The organism is Roseomonas aerilata DSM 19363, from assembly GCF_000711725.1.
Lineage (GTDB): Bacteria > Pseudomonadota > Alphaproteobacteria > Acetobacterales > Acetobacteraceae > Roseomonas > Roseomonas aerilata.
Genome location: NZ_JONP01000004.1, coordinates 59,251 through 76,101 on the forward strand (window position 1 = coordinate 59,251; position 16,851 = coordinate 76,101).

14 protein-coding genes are annotated in these 16,851 nt (G+C 71.8%); 3 read left to right on the plus strand and 11 right to left on the minus strand.

Translation table 11 applies throughout. The features are described 5' to 3' along the window. Positions 1-42: 42 nt before the first annotated feature. From BO39_RS06065 to BO39_RS06080, 4 genes are read right to left on the minus strand one after another with little or no spacing between them, the layout of a single operon-like run. A complete protein-coding gene (locus BO39_RS06065) occupies positions 43-1,167 on the minus strand; it encodes an alpha/beta hydrolase (RefSeq protein WP_043831104.1) in 1,125 nt (374 codons plus the stop codon). A 43-nt stretch (positions 1,168-1,210) separates the two neighbouring features. Then, complete coding sequence (locus tag BO39_RS06070; RefSeq protein ID WP_084697891.1) at positions 1,211-2,104, minus strand: alpha/beta fold hydrolase; 894 nt, start codon at positions 2,102-2,104, stop codon at positions 1,211-1,213. Next, the gene (locus BO39_RS06075) at positions 2,091-3,299 is read right to left on the minus strand and encodes a CaiB/BaiF CoA transferase family protein (RefSeq protein WP_043831105.1); all 1,209 of its coding nucleotides are present in this window, start codon (positions 3,297-3,299) and stop codon (positions 2,091-2,093) included. Before BO39_RS06075 ends, BO39_RS06070 begins: the two co-directional genes overlap by 14 nt. A 2-nt stretch (positions 3,300-3,301) precedes the next feature. Beyond that, positions 3,302-4,726, minus strand: a complete 1,425-nt coding sequence (locus tag BO39_RS06080) for a malonyl-CoA decarboxylase (RefSeq protein WP_084697892.1) — start codon at positions 4,724-4,726, stop codon at positions 3,302-3,304. Positions 4,727-5,019: 293 nt separating this feature from the next. Here BO39_RS06080 and BO39_RS06085 point away from each other — a divergent pair, with 293 nt between their 5' ends. Further along, entirely contained in the window at positions 5,020-6,531 is a 1,512-nt protein-coding gene (locus BO39_RS06085) for an aldehyde dehydrogenase family protein (protein ID WP_043831106.1), read from the plus strand. A gap of 25 nt (positions 6,532-6,556) precedes the next feature. On the opposite strand, the gene BO39_RS06090 is transcribed toward BO39_RS06085, so the two are convergent. The 7 genes from BO39_RS06090 to BO39_RS06120 are packed head-to-tail and all read right to left on the minus strand — an operon-like array spanning position 6,557 to position 13,830. Then, complete coding sequence (locus tag BO39_RS06090; RefSeq protein WP_043831107.1) at positions 6,557-7,729, minus strand: MFS transporter; 1,173 nt, start codon at positions 7,727-7,729, stop codon at positions 6,557-6,559. Further along, on the minus strand, positions 7,722-8,513 hold the full coding sequence (locus BO39_RS06095; RefSeq protein ID WP_052401649.1) for an ABC transporter permease: 792 nt from the start codon (positions 8,511-8,513) through the stop codon (positions 7,722-7,724). The genes BO39_RS06090 and BO39_RS06095 overlap by 8 nt, the downstream gene beginning before the upstream one ends. Before the next feature lies 1 nt (position 8,514). Then, positions 8,515-9,483, minus strand: a complete 969-nt coding sequence (locus tag BO39_RS06100; protein WP_043831108.1) for an ABC transporter substrate-binding protein — start codon at positions 9,481-9,483, stop codon at positions 8,515-8,517. Between the two features lie 17 nt (positions 9,484-9,500). After that, positions 9,501-10,292, minus strand: coding sequence for an ABC transporter permease (locus BO39_RS06105; RefSeq protein WP_169742732.1), 792 nt, complete (start codon positions 10,290-10,292; stop codon positions 9,501-9,503). Further along, on the minus strand, positions 10,258-11,043 hold the full coding sequence (locus tag BO39_RS06110) for an ABC transporter ATP-binding protein (protein ID WP_198381722.1): 786 nt from the start codon (positions 11,041-11,043) through the stop codon (positions 10,258-10,260). The genes BO39_RS06105 and BO39_RS06110 overlap by 35 nt, the downstream gene beginning before the upstream one ends. Before the next feature lie 10 nt (positions 11,044-11,053). Continuing rightward, the gene (locus BO39_RS06115; RefSeq protein WP_043831110.1) at positions 11,054-12,487 is read right to left on the minus strand and encodes a glutamine synthetase family protein; all 1,434 of its coding nucleotides are present in this window, start codon (positions 12,485-12,487) and stop codon (positions 11,054-11,056) included. A 14-nt stretch (positions 12,488-12,501) separates the two neighbouring features. Then, positions 12,502-13,830 carry an aromatic ring-hydroxylating dioxygenase subunit alpha gene (locus tag BO39_RS06120; RefSeq protein ID WP_245614997.1) on the minus strand — a complete coding sequence of 443 codons (1,329 nt, stop codon included), beginning with the start codon at positions 13,828-13,830 and terminating at the stop codon, positions 12,502-12,504. A gap of 135 nt (positions 13,831-13,965) precedes the next feature. Between BO39_RS06120 and BO39_RS06125 the strand changes: the two genes are divergently transcribed. Continuing rightward, positions 13,966-14,766: an IclR family transcriptional regulator domain-containing protein gene (locus tag BO39_RS06125; RefSeq protein ID WP_043831113.1), complete on the plus strand. Its 801-nt coding sequence runs from the start codon at positions 13,966-13,968 to the stop codon at positions 14,764-14,766. Positions 14,767-14,929: 163 nt separating this feature from the next. Next, complete coding sequence (locus BO39_RS29690) at positions 14,930-16,810, plus strand: ATP-binding protein (RefSeq protein ID WP_052401653.1); 1,881 nt, start codon at positions 14,930-14,932, stop codon at positions 16,808-16,810. Positions 16,811-16,851: the final 41 nt, after the last annotated feature.

Here is a 16,851-nt window from a genome sequence, read left to right on the forward strand (position 1 = left end):
GGGCCACTAGCGCCATTGGCTAAAGCCTAGAACCCGCTGCCCTCACATTCCCGGCCGACGGCGCACGGGACGGCCCGAAGCGGCCGGGGGCGCCGCCGCGAAGGCTGCGGTCAGTTGCTCGCCCACTTGGCGCTGGGCTTGGCGAGCCTTCGTCACCACCGCGTCGGCGCCGAAGAACTCGTGGGTCACCCCGGGATAGAGGGTGCGGGTGACCTGCCCGCCGGAGGCGCGGATCTTCTCCTCCAGCCGGGCGCCGTCCGTCTGCAGCGGGTCGATCTCGGCGTTGACGATGTAGACCGGCGGCAGGCCGCGCAGGTCGGCGCGGCCGACGAGGTCGAGGCGCGGGTCCTGCAGGTTCTGCGGTCCCGTCGTGTAGTTGGACACGAACCACTGGATGCCCGCCTTGTTCAGCGGCTTGGCGTTGGCGAACTCGCGGTAGGAGGGCGTCTCGAGGTCCACGCCGCCCACGGGATAGATGGCGACCACGGCGCGGGGTGAGCCCATCTGGCGGTCGCGCGCGAAGATCGCGGTGTTGATCGCGAGGTTGCCACCCGCGCTCTCGCCGACGATGGCGATGCGGTTCGGGTCGCCGCCGATCGCGCCGGCATTCGTCACCACCCAGGCATAGGCGAGGTTGGCGTCGTCATGCGCCGTCGGGAAGCGGAACTCCGGCCCCTGGCGGTAGTGCACGGAAACGACGATCGCCTGGGCATCGGCGCAGAGGGCGCGGGCGGAGGCGTCGTAGGTATCGATCCCCGCGATCACCCAGCCACCGCCGTGAAAATAGAGGATCACCGGCAGCGGGCCGGCACTGGCCGAGATCGGGCGGTAGATGCGTGCCTGAAGCGCGTTCGGCACCGTTGTCAGCGTGGTGTCGTTGTAGCTGTTGATGGGGCGCTGCGTGTTGGTGATCTGCTTCTCGAGTGCGCGGGTGCGGACGGCATCGGCCATGCTCGGCTGGCGGCGGGCCTCGACGGGGGTCAGGCCCTCGATCGGCATCGGGTTCAGCCGGGCATAGCTCTCGAGCAGCGCCAGCATCTCCGGGTCGGCCCGGCCGGAGGGATCGGCGGTCATCGCCATCTGGCGGGCGGCAGGGGCGCAGGCGGCGGCAAGGCCGGCCAGGCCGAGGGGCAGCATCATCGCCCCGCGGCGGGACAGGTTTGTCATGTTCTTCTCCAGCAGCCCCTGTTGGGCACTGCCGGCGTGAACGTCAGCCCTCCGAACCGGTTGCCTGCCCGGAATGGGAGAGGAACTCGGCGATGACGGCCGTCTGGGCGTGGTCCATCAGCGCCGGCGCGTGGCCACAGCCCGCGACATTGACAAGCAGGGTCTTCGGCCGGGCAGCCATCCGGGCAGCCGTCGCCTCGTCCAGCAGGTCGCTCTCAGCCCCGCGCAGGACGAGGACGGGCGGGGTCAGCGCGTCCCAAACGGGCCAGAGATCGACATCCGTGATCGGGGTGTTCCGCATCGGTGCGGCGATCGCGGGATCGTAGTGCAGCACGACGCGGCCGGCCGGGGTGCGGCGCGCGCTCGTCTCCGCAAGGTGCCGCCAGGCAGCGTCGGACAGCCTGCCGAACGGGGCGTGGATAAGGCGGAGATGGGTCTCGACCTCCTCGACGCTGGCGAAGTCGTGGCTGAGGGCAAGGTAGTCCGCGATGCGCTGCAGGGCCGCTGCGGGGATGATGGGCCCGATGTCGTTCAGCACCATCCGCCGCGGCGTCGTGCCCGGCAGGGCCGCCAGCGCCATGCCGATCAGCCCGCCCATGGAGGTGCCGACCCAGTCATACGGCCGGCCGAGCGCGTCCAGGAATTGCTGGAAGGCAGCGGCGTAGGTCGGCACGGCATAGAGCGAGCCGTCGGGCAGCCAATCGCTGAAGCCGCGGCCGAAGACGTCCGGGCAGATGACGCGGCGGCCGCGCTCGGCAAGGCGGGTGGCAAGCACGTCGAAGTCCCGGCCCGTGCGGGTCAGGCCGTGGACGCAAACCACCGGCTCGCCCTCCACCGGGCCCCATTCCAGCCAGCGGAGCGTCGGCTCCAGCGGGCCAAGGCGCGTGCGGAAGGCACCCACCCGCGGCGTCATGCGGCGGTTCTCAGGCAGCGCCATCGGACCGGAGCTTCGCAATTGCCTCGGCATCCAGACCGAGTCCGGCCAGGACCTCCTCCGTGTGCTGCCCGAGCACCGGAGCAGCGCCCCGATAACTTGGCGGCGTGGCCGAGAGGCGGACGGGATTGGCGATGACCTGCACCCGCTCCCCGCTCGCGTGGTCCATCTCAACGACCACCTCGCGCGCCTGGACGTGCGGGTCCTCGAACACGTCCTTGAGGGTGTTGATCGGGCCGCAGCCGATCTTCGCCTCCTCCAGCACGCGCACCCATTCCTTCGTGCTGCGGGAGCGCATGACGGGGGTCAGCGTATCCGTCACAAGTTGCCGGTTTCCAACGCGCGCCGCGTTCGTCGCGAAGCGCGGATCGGCAAGCAGCGCCTCCTGGCCGACGAGCTTGCAGAAGCGCTCGAAGGTCGGGTCGTTGCCGACGGAGAGCACGATGTAGCCGTCGCTGCTGGGGAAAACCTGGTAGGGCACGATATTCGGGTGCTGGTTGCCCAGGCGCGGCGGGTTCTCCCCCGTGGCCAGGTAGTTCATCCCCTGGTTCGCCAGCCAAGCGACATGCGTGTCGAGCATGCCGATGTCGATCCGCTGGCCCTGCCCGGTGCTGTTGCGGTGGTTCACCGCGGCCAGCACGCCGATGCAGCCATAGAGGCCGGCGAAAAGGTCGGCCACGGGGATGCCGACCTTCTGCGGCTCCCCGTCGATCTCGCCTGTCAGGGACATGACGCCGCCCATGGCCTGGATCAGCGCGTCGTAACCGGGGCGCGGGGCGTAGGGGCCGGTCTGCCCGAAGCCGGTGATGGAGCAGTAGATGAGGCGGGGGTAGCGGTCCTTCAGGTCCTCCCAGCCGAGCCCGTACTTGGCGAGCGCGCCGACCTTGAAGTTCTCCACGAGGATGTCGCACTCGGCGAGCAGCCGGTGGACGATCTCCTGCCCCTCGGGCTTGGCGATATCGAGGGTGACCGACTTCTTGTTGCGGTTCACGCCGACGAAGTACGCGCTCTCCTTCGTGCGGGGCACGTAGGGGGGCGCGAAGCCGCGGGTATCATCGCCGGCGCCCGGGCGCTCGATCTTGATCACCTCCGCGCCGAGATCGCCCAGCATCTGCGTGCAGGTCGGGCCCGCGAGGACGCGGGTGAGGTCGAGCACCTTCAGCCCGGCCAGCGCGCCGGGGGCAAAGTTCGGCACCATGCTCAGGACGCCTTCGCCGGGCGGGGCTTGTCCTTGCGGACCGTCAGCGCGCGGGAGGGCGCGAGCAGCGCGTCCACGCCGCCCGAGCGCACGACCGTGCCGCCGCGCGCGAAGGCTTCGTGGTTCCGCTCGATCTCGTCGCGGTCATAGAGGTAGTTGACCATCAGTCCGTAGGATTCCTGCATGCCGCGGGTCGCGGTGTTGCCCAGCCAGTTGATGCGTTCGAGCCGCGCGCCGTTCCCGAGGTGGAAGCGCGCCACCGGGTCCATCCGCCCGCCCGGCTCGGTCAGGTACTCGGCGCAGAGACGCAGCAGCGGAATGCGCAGCGCCTCCGTCCGCGTGGGGTCGCGCCACCATTCGGGCTCGGAGAGCGGCAGGGCCAGCTCGGAATCCGCCCCCCCGTCCGCCATCCGCTTATCCAGCCAGCGGCGGAAGCCAGGGATGGGGGAAAGCGTGGAGAAGCGGGTGAGCTGCGGAAGCTCCGCCTTCAGGTCCTCGACGACCTGCTTGATGAGGAAGTTGCCGAAGGAGATGCCCCGCAACCCCTCCTGGCAGTTCGAGATAGAGTAGAAGATGGCCGTGTCCGCCTCGGCCGCCCGCGCCTCCGCTCCGGCCTCGTGCTCGGTGTCGAGCAGTGGCTGGATCGAGGCCGCGAGGCCCTGGACGAGCGCGACTTCGACGAAGATCAGCGGCTCGTCCGGCAGCGCCGGGTGGAAGAAGCCGTAGCAGCGGCGGTCGGCGGCCAGGCGCCGGCGCAGGTCGTGCCAGCCGGCGATCTCGTGCACGGCCTCGTAGCGGATGATCTTCTCGAGCACCGCCGCCGGGGTCTGCCAGTCGATGCGCCGAAGCTGGAGGAAGCCACGGTTGAACCAGGAGACGAAGAGGTGGTGCAGGTCCTCCTCCAGCGGCTTCAGCGCGGGCTCGGCGCGAATCTCCTGCAGGAGCTGGCGGCGCAGCTCCACCAGCGCCGCGGTGCCGCCCGGGGACATGTTCATCCGCCGCAGCAGCTCCTGCCGCGGCGGCTCGGCGCAGCGGGAGAGATGGGCAGCGTTGGCCGGGGTGGGGTCCGAAAGATAGGCCAGCGCCGCTTCGCGGAGAGCATCGGGCTTCGGGCCGAAGCTGGTGGCCATGAAGAGGTGGAAGGCGGCACGGTCGGCCGGGGCGAGGTCACGGAGTGCCGCCATCACCTCCCGTGCGACAGCGGCGCCGGAAGCCTCGCCGCGCTCGGTCAGCAGCGCCTCCACGAGGCCCGTGGCGCGCTCCAGCGGCGGGGTGGAATCGCTGGGAACGGAGGCGAAGAGGCGCCCGCGATCGGCGATGGAGGACCAGAGCCGCTCGATCCAGGACCGGGCGGCGGCGGGGGCGGCCTCGGCCCGGGCGTCCTGGTCGGACGCCTCCCGGTCCACGGTCGTCACAGCCTCGGACATGCGTCTCCTCCGGATCGGGCGACGCCGGCCAGCGGCGCCGCCATGGCTTGGGCGCCGGCCGGCGCAGGGTTATGGGTGTGGCGCGGCGCCCCGGCCGGCGCCGTACCCTCGGGCAGCCGGCCTGGCCAGGGCGCCGCGTCGCGCCGTGACCGCCAGATTGGCCGCCCGCGCCCGCCCCGGCAAGGCACGCTTCCGCCAGCGGCGCCCGAGCTTGCGGCAAGAGGCCGGCGGGGGCACCCTCCCTCCGCCTATGCCCCGATCTTCGCCAAGGCCCGACGCCGGAGGAACGCAGAATGCTCGACAGCCCCCACCCCACGCCCGAGGCCCCCAGCACGGACCCCTTCGCCCTCGCCAAGGCGCTCTCCGGGGTGCATTTCATCGGCGGCCGCTATGTGCCGGCCCGCTCGGGCAAGACCTTCGCCGTGGTGAACCCCGCGACCGGCCAGGAGGTCGCGCGCGCCGCCGACGGCGATGCGGCCGACGTTGACGCTGCGGTGGAGGACGCGGCGCGCGCCCAGAAGGAATGGGCGCGGATGCCCGCCCGCAAGCGCGGCGCCCTGGTGGCCCAGTGCGCCGCGCTGATGCGCACGCATGTGGAGGAACTCGGCCGCCTCATCGCGCTCGAAACGGGCAAGGCGCTGCGGACCGAGAGCCGGGTGGAGGCAAACACCGTCGCCGACATCCTCGAGTTCTTCGGCGGCCTCGGCGGCGAGCTGAAGGGCGAGACCGTGCCCTTCGCGCCCGATGTCCTCTCGGTCACGGTGCGCGAGCCGCTGGGCGTGGTCGGCGCGATCATCCCCTGGAACGTGCCGATGCTGCTCATGGCGCTGAAGGTCGCCCCCGCGCTGGTCGCCGGCAATTCCGTGGTGGTGAAGAGCGCGGAGGAGGCGCCGCTCGCGGTGCTGCGCATCTGCGAGCTGATGAACCGCGTGCTGCCGGCCGGCGTGTTCAACATGGTCTCGGGCTTCGGCCCCGAATGCGGCGCCCCGCTAGTGGCGCACCCGAAGGTGCGGAAGGTCACCTTCACCGGCTCTGTCGAGACGGGGAAGATCGTCTCCAAGGCGGCGGCCGAGAAGCTGATTCCCGTCACGCTGGAACTTGGCGGCAAGTCGCCGATGATCGTCTTTGCCGACTGCGACTTCGAGAAGACGCTGGCGGGCGCCATCACCTCCATGCGCTTCACCCGCCAGGGGCAGAGCTGCACGGCCGCCAGCCGCATCTATGTCGAGCGCCCGATCTTCCAGCGCTTCGTCGATGCCATGGCCGAGAAGGTCGACCAGATGGTGATGGGCGACCCGCTGGACGAGAAGACGGACATCGGCACCATCATCTCCGAGGGCCAGTTCGAGAAGGTAAAGTCCTTCATCGACGAGGGCGTGGCGACCGCCGGTGCCACCGGCCGCGCCTGCTCCGCCATGCCGTCCGACCCCGCGCTGAAGAAGGGGCTGTTCATCCGTCCCTACATCTTCACCGGCCTCGGCAAGGAGAGCCGCTTGGTGCAGGAGGAGATCTTTGGCCCCGTCACCTGCGTGATGCCCTTCGACGACCCCGAGGCGGTGCTCGCCGAGGCGAATGACAGCGAGTACGGCCTGGCCGCGAGCCTCTGGACGAACAACCTCAAGGTCGGCCTCACGCTCGCCCACCGGCTGGAGGCGGGGCTGGTGCAGATCAACCAGAACCTCGTCGTGCAGGCGAACCTCTCCTATGGCGGCGTGAAGTCCTCGGGCCTCGGCAAGGAGGCCTCGCTGGAGGCGATGCTGGAACACTTCACCCACAAGAAGACCATCATGGTGAACATGGGCTAGGGCGCGAGGGCTCGCCTCGCGGGCCCTAACCCACGCGGCGGAGCGGGCGCGCGAAGAGCAGCAGCGCGCCCCCCGCCGCCAGCAGCGGCAGCGCCGCCAGGGACCAGTCGATCCGCGCCGCCGCCGCGACCACGAGCGGCGACAGCACCGAGCCGATATTGTTGCACTGCGCCAGCAGCCCGAGCGCCGGGCTGATGAGCGAGGGCTCCGGCACCGAGCGCGGCGCCAGCACGAAGAGCGAAGCGGGAACGGCGCCGCCGATGCCGGAAGCGAGCAGCGCGGCCGCCGTCGTCAGCGGGAGCGAGGCCGGCAGCGCGAAGGCCCCGGCCGAGAGCAGCGCCATGGTCCCGCCCGCCGCCATGACCAGCACGGCCGGCCGCCGCCCGCGCCGCATCAACCATCCCGCCACGAGGTTGCCCGCGACGTTCACCAGCGCCGCTGCCGCGCCCACGATGCCGGCCAGCGAGAGCGGCAGGCCGAATCCCTCGATCAGCCGCGCCGGCAGGAAGTTCGCGATGCCATAGTAGACAATGGAGTAGGAAGCGAAGGCGAGCGCCACGCAAACCGGCAGCCGCGCCCGCCAGAGCGCGGCCAGCCGCCCGCCGAGCCCGCCGGCCGCCGGCGCGGGCATGCCAGCCGCCCCGATGGGCAGCGTCGCCGCCACCAGCACCGCCGCCGCCCAGGGCAGCAAGGCCGCGACCGTCCAGGCCACGCGCCACCCGAAAGCCTCCACCAGCGGCGCCGCGAGCAGGCCGAGCGCGATCCCCGCGGGCAGGACGGCGCTCCAGATCGTCATGGCGAGCGGGCGGTCCCGTTCCCCGGCGCTGGCCGCGACGAGGGTCGGGGCGGAGACGACGATCGCGAGGAAGGCCGCCCCCTCCAGCGCGCGCAGGGCGTAGAGGGCGCTGATCTCCGGCGCGATGCTCGCACCCAGCCCTGCCGCGCCGAGCACCCAGAGCCCACCCAGCAATGCCCGGCGGACGCCGAGCCGCGCGGCCAGCAGCCCCGCCGGCAGGCCGATGGCCGCGGCGACGAGCGCGAAGACGGAGATGAGGCCGGCAGCGCCCGGCAGCCCGATGCCGAAGCCCTGCCCGATCGCCAGCAGCGAGGGCGCGACCTTCCCGAACTGCACCGCCGCGGCCACGCCGGCGGCAGCCAGCGCGCCGACCGCCGCCCAGCGCGTGGTCGTCTCAGCCATCCCGGCCGGTCGCGAAGTACCAGGCGATCGAGCGCCGCTCCACCCATAGGAAGCCGCGGTTCAACGCGTAGCCGAGCAGCGCGAGCACGAGGACGGCGGCGTACATCTCCTCCGCCCGCCCCGCGAACTGCATCAGCACGAGGTAGTGGCCCACCCCCTGCTCCCCCGCGATCATCTCGGCCACCACGGTGGTGACGAGCGCGAGCGCGAGGGCAACGCGCAGCCCCGCCATGACATAGGGCAGGATGGCCGGCAGCGTGACGCGGAACAGCCGCCGCCAGCCGGGCACGCCGAAGGTGCGGGCCATGGCGATCTGGTCCGCCTCCACCGCGCGCAGCCCCTGGGCGGTGTTGGTCAGCAGCGGGAAGAAGGCGGAGACCGCGGCCACCGTGATCTTCATCCCGTTGTCGAGCCCGAGGAAGAGCACGAGCGGCGGGATCACGGCCGGGATCGGGATGGGCCGGATCAGCTCCACCGTCGGGCCGAGGATCCGCTGGGCCATCGTGCTTGCGCCGAAAAGCAGCCCGGCCGCGATGCCGGCGACCGTGCCCGCCGCCAGCCCCGCGAACATGCGGGCGAGCGTCGATCCCACCAGCATCGGGATCTCGCCCGAGGCCGTGTCGCGCACCAGCGCGACCAGCACGCGCGACAGCGGCGGCCAGTTCGGGCTGTCCACCATGCCGGTCCTGGCAGAGACCTCCCAGAGGAGGAAAAGGCTAAGGACCAGCAGCAGGCCGGAGGTGGGGCGGAACCCTCGGGGCGCCGCGACGGTGCCGCCCGCCAAGTCAGGCCTTCGCCGTGCGGAAGATGAGGTCCGCCGGCGCGGGGTAGCGGCCGCCGAGGCCGAACTTCGTCATCGTCGCGATCATCTCGGCGATCTCGGGCTGCGACACCTCCTTTGGATAGGCGGTGAAGGCCACCTTCTGCAGGCGCTCCAGCGGCACGCGCGTGAAGTTTGCGACGAGCTGCAGCAGCTCCGGCTTGCCGGCATGGGCGTTCACCCAGTCCGTGCCCTTGTGCAGCGCGCGAACGAAGCGCTCGAACAGCTCGCCGTTCTTCTCCAGGTCCTCCTTCATGGCGACGTATTGCGCGATGGAGGAGGCGGGCGCGGTCTCCTGGATGATCCAGCCGATGCGCTCCAGCTTGTCGCCGTGCGTCTCCAGGGCGGAGGTCACGAAGGGCTCGCTGAACAGGCCGGCATCGATCTGCCCGCCGGCCAGTGCGTCGGCCATCTGCGGAAAGGGCACCTCCACCGTGGTCACGCGCTTCCAGTCGCCGCCGGTCTTGTCGATCCAGGCCATGCCGCGCAGCCAGACGATGTTGTTGCGCGTGTTGGAGGCCACGCGCTTGCCCTCCAGCCCCTTGCCGCTGGTGATACCCGATCCCTTCCGCACGAGGATCGCCATCGTGTCCGGCGGCTGCGGCAGGGAGCGCGCGGCGCCGGAGATGAAGCGAAAGTCCAGCCCCTCGCGGATGCCAAGCAGGGTGGAGACGGTGTTGGAGAAGGTGACGCGGTACTGCCCCGCGACCAGCCCTGGCAGGCCGGTCGCTCCGCCAGTGGTGGAGGAGGTATCCACCTCGATCCCCTCCCCCGCGAAGAAGCTCTGCGCGATGGCGGCGTGCACCGGGGCCGTGTCCAGCACGGGCAGGACGCTCACGCGCATCTTCGTCAGGGATTGCGCCCGCAGTGCGGGGGCCGCCAGCGGCATGGCCAGGGCCGCGCCGAGCGCGGCGCGGCGGGTGATCTCGGTCATCTCTTCTGTCTCCTCTCTTATCCGTTGCGCGTCTGCCAGTGCAGCGCCCGCGCCTCCGCCCAGGCGAAAAGGGCGTTCAGTGCGAGGCCAACCAGCGCCAGGATCACCAGCCAGGCGTACATCTGGCGGATCAGGAAGCTCCGCTGCATGTCGAGGATGAGGAAGCCCAGCCCCCCCTGCCCCGTCAGCATCTCCGACAGCACGGCGATGATGAGCGCGAGGCCGAGGCTGGTCCGCATCCCCGCGAGGATGAAGGGCAACGCCGCCGGCAGCACGACGTGCCACAGCGCGCGGGCGGTACCCCAGCCATGGGTGCGCGCGGAATCGAGCAGCACGCGGTCCACCCCGCGCACGCCCTGCAAGGTGTTCACCAGCACCGGAAAGGTCACGGCCAGCGCGACCGAGGTGATCTTCATCGTGTCGCCGATGCCGAGGAACAGCATTAACGGCGGCACGAGCGCGGATTTTGGCAGCGGACGCACCATCTCCACCAGCGGCTCCAGCAGCCGATAAACTGGCGCCCACCAGGCCATGGCGGTGCCGAGAGCGATGCCGATCACCGAGCCGATGCCAAAGCCGATGAAGACGAGGCGGAGCGTGGCGGTGAGCGGCCCCAGCACCTCGCCCGAGGTGATCAGGTCCTGCAACACCTCCCAGATCGCGGAGGGCGGCGGCATCAGCGCGCGGCGGATCAGCCCCGCATTAACCGCCCATTCCAGCGCAACGAGAAGCAGCGCGAGGAAGAGCAGGCCTGGGACGAGGCGGAGCAGGCGCTCAGGCCGCATGGCCGCCCCGTGAGAGTAGGGCATCCAACAATTCATGCCGCAGTTCGAGGAAGCGCGGCGTTTCGCGCACTTCCACGGCGTCGCGCGGGCGGGGCAGGCCGGTCTCCACGATGCGCGCGATGGTGGAGGGCCGCTTGGTCAGCAGCGCGACGCGGTCCGACAGCGCCACCGCCTCCTCGACGTCATGCGTCACCAGCACGACCGTCAGCCCCCGCTTCTCCCACAATTCCAGCATCAGCCGGTGCAGGTCGAGGCGAGTGAGCGCGTCCACGGCGCTGAAGGGCTCGTCCAGCAGCATGATCTTCGGCTCGGCCGCGAGTGCGCGGGCGAGCGCAACCCGTTGCTGCATGCCGCCCGAGAGTTGCCAGGGGAAATGGTCACCGAAGCCCGTGAGGTTCACGGCGGCAAGCTGGACATCCGCTGCCTCTCGCGCCTGTCCCTTCGAAACGCCGGGCCGGTGCTCCACCGCGAAGGCCACGTTGTCGCGCACGCTTCGCCAGGGCAGCAGGGAACGGCCGTATTGCTGGAAGACATAGACGGCCTCGGGCGGCGGCGCCGTGACGGGGCGCCCGGCCACGCGCACGGTGCCGGCGGTCGGCGGCATCAGCCCGGCGGCGATCTGCAACAGGGTGGACTTGCCGCAGCCCGAGGGGCCGAGGATCGAGAGGAACTCCCCGTCCCGAACGGCGAGGCTGATCCTGTCCATGGCAAGGGTGGGCGGCCCCCCCCGGCCGGGGAAGGACTTCTCGACCGCCTCCAGCTCCAGGATCGCCATGGACCGCCCCCTAGAAGAGTTCGAAGTACTCGCGCTGCTCCCATTCCGAGACCTCGGCCTCAAAACGGGCGATTTCCGTGCGCTTGAGGCGCAGGAACCAGTCGATCACCCCCGTACCGAAAGCCTCGCGCGCCGTTTCGCTCCTGTCCAGGGCATCGAGGGCCTCGGACAGGTTTCGGGGCAGTAACGGCGCCTCCGTGTCGTAGGGGGCGTCGGCCGGGGGGCCGGGCTCACGGCCGCGCTCGATGCCGTCGAGGCCGAAATGCAGCTGGGAAGCCATGTAGAGATACGGATTCGCCGCCGGCTCGCCCACGCGGTTCTCCAGCCGCGTCGCACGGTCGCCGGGGCGGCCCAGGGCGCGCACCATCACCCCCCGGTTGTCGATCCCCCAGACCGCACGGTCCGGCGCCAGCGAGAGCGGCCGGTAGCGCCGGTAGCCGTTGATCGTCGGCGTGGAGAAGGCCGCCGCCGCCCGCGCGTGGTGCAGCAGCCCGCCGAGATAGTGCCGCGCCGTGTCCGAGAGCAGCGCGCCCCCCTCCCCCACGAAGGCGTTGCGGCCGCTCGTCACCTCGGTGAGCGACTGGTGCAGGTGCCAGCCGGAGGACATGACGTTGGGGATGCGCGGACGGCACATGAAGCTTGCGTGGTAACCGTGCCGCCGTGCCACCTGCTTCACCGCGGAGCGGAACAGGATCGCCGTATCGGCGGAGGCCATGGCGTCCTGGGCGTCGAAGGTGAACTCCACCTGGCTCGGCCCATACTCCACCTCCATGGAGCGCAGCGGCAGTTCCAGCGCCTCGATCGCGTGGCGCAGCACTTCCAGCACGGGGTCGAGCGCGTCGTAGCGGCTCTCGGTGAGGTAGTTGTAGCCCTGGGTCAGCAGCGCCACCTCCGGCGGCGTGCCGGGCTGCCCGGCATCCCCGGGCGCCAGCTTCGGATCGAGCAGGCGGAAGAGGTGAAATTCCATCTCCACGCCGGTCGTGAAGCCGAAGCCCATGTCGGCGGCGCGAAGGATGGCGCGGCGGAGCTGGTGGCGGGAGGAGAGCGCGACGGGCCGTCCATCCGCGAAATAGGCGTCGCAGAGCATCCAGCCCGTGTGCGGCGCCCAGGGCAGCACATGAAAGCTGGTTGAATCGGGCAGCAGCAGGAAGTCCGCCGCCCCCTCCATCTCCTTCATCCCCAGCGCTCCGCCGGCGTCAAAGACGGGCCAGGCGGTACGGTGGGCGCTGTCCTTCAGCAGCATCGTTGTGGTCATGGCGATGCCGTCGCGCAGCGCCCGCGCCGCATCGGCCGCCACCACGGTCTTGCCGCGCAGAATCCCGTGCTGGTCGGCCCAGGAGAGGCGCAGCACGCCGATCCCCTCGGCCTCGAAGCGGCGCAGCACGTCCTGCGCCTGGCGGCGGGCATCGTCGCTGTGCAGCCCGTGCTGCTCGGCGAAGCTCATGCGAGGATGGGCGTTCACTCGGCGGCCCTGGCCGGGGCGAGGGAAAGTTCGGGCGGGGCCCAGGGAGCGGCGGCACGGCGGCGGGCGACGGCGGCGCGCCAATGGGCTTCCCACCCCTCTGTCGGCGCCATGCCGTCGATGGTGGCGGGGCCGGTCAGCCGCGCCGCCTCCTCCTCGCCGATCGCGAGCAGAGGCGCGCGACCCTCCTCCACCGCCTCCATGGCGCGCAGCAGCAGCCGGCGGTTGGCCGCGATCGCCTTGTCGGTCGAGGCCAGGTGCTCCCGCGTGCGGTCTTGGATGGCGCCCTGGCTCTCCACCGCCCACTGGTCGTGCGTGTTGATGTCGTGGCCCATGCCCGTATAGGTCTGGCCCGCCTGTTCCTGCGGGTCGAAGCCGTACTCGTTCGTGCGGTTGCGGCGCGCCACGTAGTCCGGCAGCGCGTAGGTCTCCAGCCGCTGGGCGCGCATCCGGGCACGGTCCACCGGGGCCGCGAAGCTCGTGAAGATCGCCACCCAGTAGCAGCGCGTGTCGTCCACCGGCACGTGCCACTGGGTGATCGTCATCTCCGCGCTCATCGGGATGACGAAGGCCTGGGGGAAGTAGAGATTGGTGACGCGCACATGGGTGATGGCGTCGCTGATGCGGCGCAGGGCCGTCAGCCTCAGGCCGTAATCCGTGCCCTCAACCTCGATCCGCGGGCGCGGGAACTCGCGCAGCACATAGGTCATCGGCATGTCCGAGCCATCGGAGGCGCCGCGGAACTGCTTGCCGTAGCCAGCGCTCGCGTCCTCGTCCTCGAAGAAGCGGTGCAGGAAGGAGGCGTGGGCGGGGTCGATCCCGACCTCCAGCGCCTGCAGCCAGTTGCACTCGATCAGGCCCTTGAAGGCGAAGGTGTGCGTGTCCGGCGCCACGAAGCAGTCGAAGGCGGGCAGCGCCGGCGTCTCCCCCTCGCCGAGAAAGGCGAAGACGATGCCGGCACGAACCTGAAGCGGATAGGAGCGCGTGCGGATGCGCTGGCAGAGGGTGCTGCCCTCGGGCTCCGCCGGCGTTTCCAGGCACCGCCCGTCGGTTGCGAAGAGCCAGCCGTGGAAGGGGCAGCGCAGCCCACCATCCTCCAGACGGCCGTAGGCGAGGTCCACGCCACGGTGCGGGCAGTCCCGGTCGATCAGGCCGAGCCGCCCGGCCTCGTCGCGGAAGAGGACGAAATCCTGACCCAGCGCGCGGACGGCGCGGACGGGCCGCGGCCCGTCCAGCTCCTCGATCAGCGCCACCGGCTGCCAGTAGCGCCGCAGCAGCGCCCCGCCCGGCGTCCCCGGACCCACCCGCGTGAGGCGTTGGTTCATCTCCGCGCTCATCATGGCCGGGCCCTCCGTGAAACGTCCGCTGACCGAACGGCTGTTCGCTCGGTGCGATGAGCGTAGAATGCTCCCCGCGACCAGCGCAACGACCGTTGCCGCGCGCCAGAGAAGGGATCGAGCATGCCACGACTGGGCGCCGAGGCGGCGCTCCGCCGGGAGGCGGAGGCCCATGGGCCCGAGCACTCCGAGGCGCTGGCGCGGGGAATCGCCGTTCTCTCGGCCTTCGGCGCGGCCCGGCGGGCAATGACGCTCGCCGAGGCGGCCCACGCCACAGGCCTACCCCGCGCCACCGCTCGCCGGGCGCTGGCCACCCTCCTGAACCTCGGCCTGGTGGAGAGCGAGGGGCGGCAGTTCCGGCTCACCCCGCGGGTGCTGCGGCTGGCCACGGGCTATCTTGCCTCCAACGGCGTCTCCTCCCTCCTGCAGCCCCGCTGCGAGCGGATCGCGGCGGAGCGCGGCACCACCTGCTCGGTGGCCATGCTGGAGGGGGCGGAGATCGTCTTCGTCGCCCATGCCCAGGCGGCGCGGCTCTCGCCCTTCAGTGCCATGGTCGGCACGCGCCTGCCCGCCCACTGCACCGCGCTCGGCCGCGTGCTGCTCGCGGCCCTGCCCGACCCGGCGCTGGAAAGGGTGCTTGCCACCCTGCGGCCCGCGCCGGTGACGCCGCGGACGGAGACGGACCCGGCGCGGATCCGGGCCGCCATCCTGGCCGCCCGTGCCGCCGGCCACGCTCTGGTGGAGAACGAGGCGGAGCTGGGCTTCCGCTCCCTCGCCGTGCCGCTGCGCCGCTACGACGGCCGGGTGGTGGCGGCCCTGAACCTGGGCGCCCCCCTGGCCCTCCACCCGGCCGGGGAAATGGTGGCGCACCTGCTGCCGGTGCTGTTGGGTGAGGCCGAGGACGTGGGGGCGCAGCTCGTCTGAGCGCCCTCCGGACGACCGCGTATTTCACCCAACGCCGCCCCCCTCGTTGCGAGTTAGTGTCTTGGCAGGCGAACTCGCGGCCTGCTCGGCCGTTCTTCCCAGCCAGCATCCTGGCGGTGGAGGACCGGTGCAGCAGCACGTGCCGACAAGGAACGGGCCGCCGGTGGCCAGGGCCGGGGCGAGACCCGCCGAGGCGGGTACGGACCCTGCCGCCCTGCGCGCCGCCCTGGCGGAGGCGCGGGCCGAGGCCGCACGCCTGGCGGCAAGGCTGCGCACGGCCGAGCGGCAGGTCTCCGCTGGCCGCGCCCTCGCTTCCGCCCGCCGCGCGGCCGCGGAGGAGGACGACCCCGCCCTCGGCGCCGCGCTGGAGGAACTCTCCGCCTTCGCGGCCGAGCTGGAGGACGCCAACGCGGCCCTGGCGCGCGAGGTGGCCGAGCGCCGGGCGGAGCTGGTCGCGATCGACGCCGCCCTGCGCGAGAGCGAGGAGCGGGTCCGGCTCGCCCATCGCTACGCCGGCGCCGGCGCCTGGGATTGGCACATCCCTCACGGCACCATGACCTGGTCCGACGAGTACCGCGAGCTGCTCGGCCTGCCCGCGGAGGCTGCCGCCTCCTATGACGCCTGGGTCGAGGGGGTTCACGCCGACGACCGCGCGGCGGTCGAGCGCGAGTTGCGCGGCTTTCTCGGCACCACGGCCTCCGAATGCGAGATCGAGTACCGGGTGCGCCACCCTGCACGCGGCATCCTCTGGCTCTCCGCCCGCGGCCGGCTGCACCGCGATGACTGGGGCACGCCGCTGCGGCTGGTCGGGCTTTGCATCGACATCACGGCTCGCAAGCGCGCCGAGATCGCGCTGCGCGACGCGAACGAGAACCTGCGGCGCGAGGTGGAGCGCGAGGTGGCGGCGCGCGAGGCCGCGCAGGCACGGCTGACGCAGACCCTGAAGCTGGAGGCGCTCGGGCGTCTCACCGGCGGCGTCGCGCACGACTTCAACAACCTTCTCGCGGTGGTCACGGCTGGCGCCTCGCTGCTCGCACGTGCGGAGGACCCGGCGAGGCGGGCGAAGCTGACCGCCAGTATCTCGGCGGCGGCGGCGCGCGGGGCGGACCTCACGCGGCGCCTGCTCACCTTCGCCCGGCGCCAGGCCCTGCGGCCCGAGCGCGTCGCCCTCGCACCGTGGCTGCGGGAGATCGGCGCCCTGCTCTCGCGCTCGCTCCGCGCCGACATCGCGGTGGAGGTTGATGCGCCGGACACGCTCTGGCCGGTGCTGGCCGACCCCTCGGAGATGGAGCTCGCCGTCACCAACCTCGCCCTCAACGCGCAGGACGCCATGCCGCGCGCGGGGGTGCTGCGGATCTCCGCCCGCAACGTGACCCTCGCCGGCACCGAGGAGCCGGAGGGGCTGCGCGGCGACTTCCTGCGCCTCGAGGTCTCGGACACGGGCACGGGCATGTCGCCGGAAGCGCTCGCCCGTGCCTTCGAACCCTTCTTCACCACCAAGTCCGGCGGTGGCGGCGGGCTAGGGCTGCCGCAGGTCTACGGCTTCGCACGGCAGAGCGGCGGCGCGGCGCGGGTGGGCAGCCGCCTCGGCCAGGGCACCTGCGTCACCCTGCTGCTTCCCCGCGCCGAGGCGGTGCCGGACGCGGCCGACAACGTGGGCGCCGCGCGGCAGCGCGCGAGGGAGAGAGCGCTCCGCGTGCTGGTGGTGGAGGACGACGAGGCCGTGGCCTCGCTCGTGCTCGACATGATGCAGCATCTCGGCCACGTGGCCTTGCGCGCGAGCAGCGCGGCGGATGCCCTCCGCCAGATCGCCGCCGGCATCGAGGTGGACCTCGTCTTCACGGACGTGCTGATGCCCGGCGAGATGGACGGGCTGGACCTCGCCCGCACGGTGGCGAAAGCCCGGCCTGGCCTGCCGGTGCTGCTCACCAGCGGCTACGGCGGCGCCCCGGCGCGGGTGGCCGAGGCCGGGCTGCCGCTGCTGCGCAAGCCCTACGACATCGGCGCCCTTCGCCGTGCCCTCGCGGAGGCCGCCGCGGACTGACGCCTCCCTTGGCCAAGGCCGGGGGCGGGGGCCATATGGCG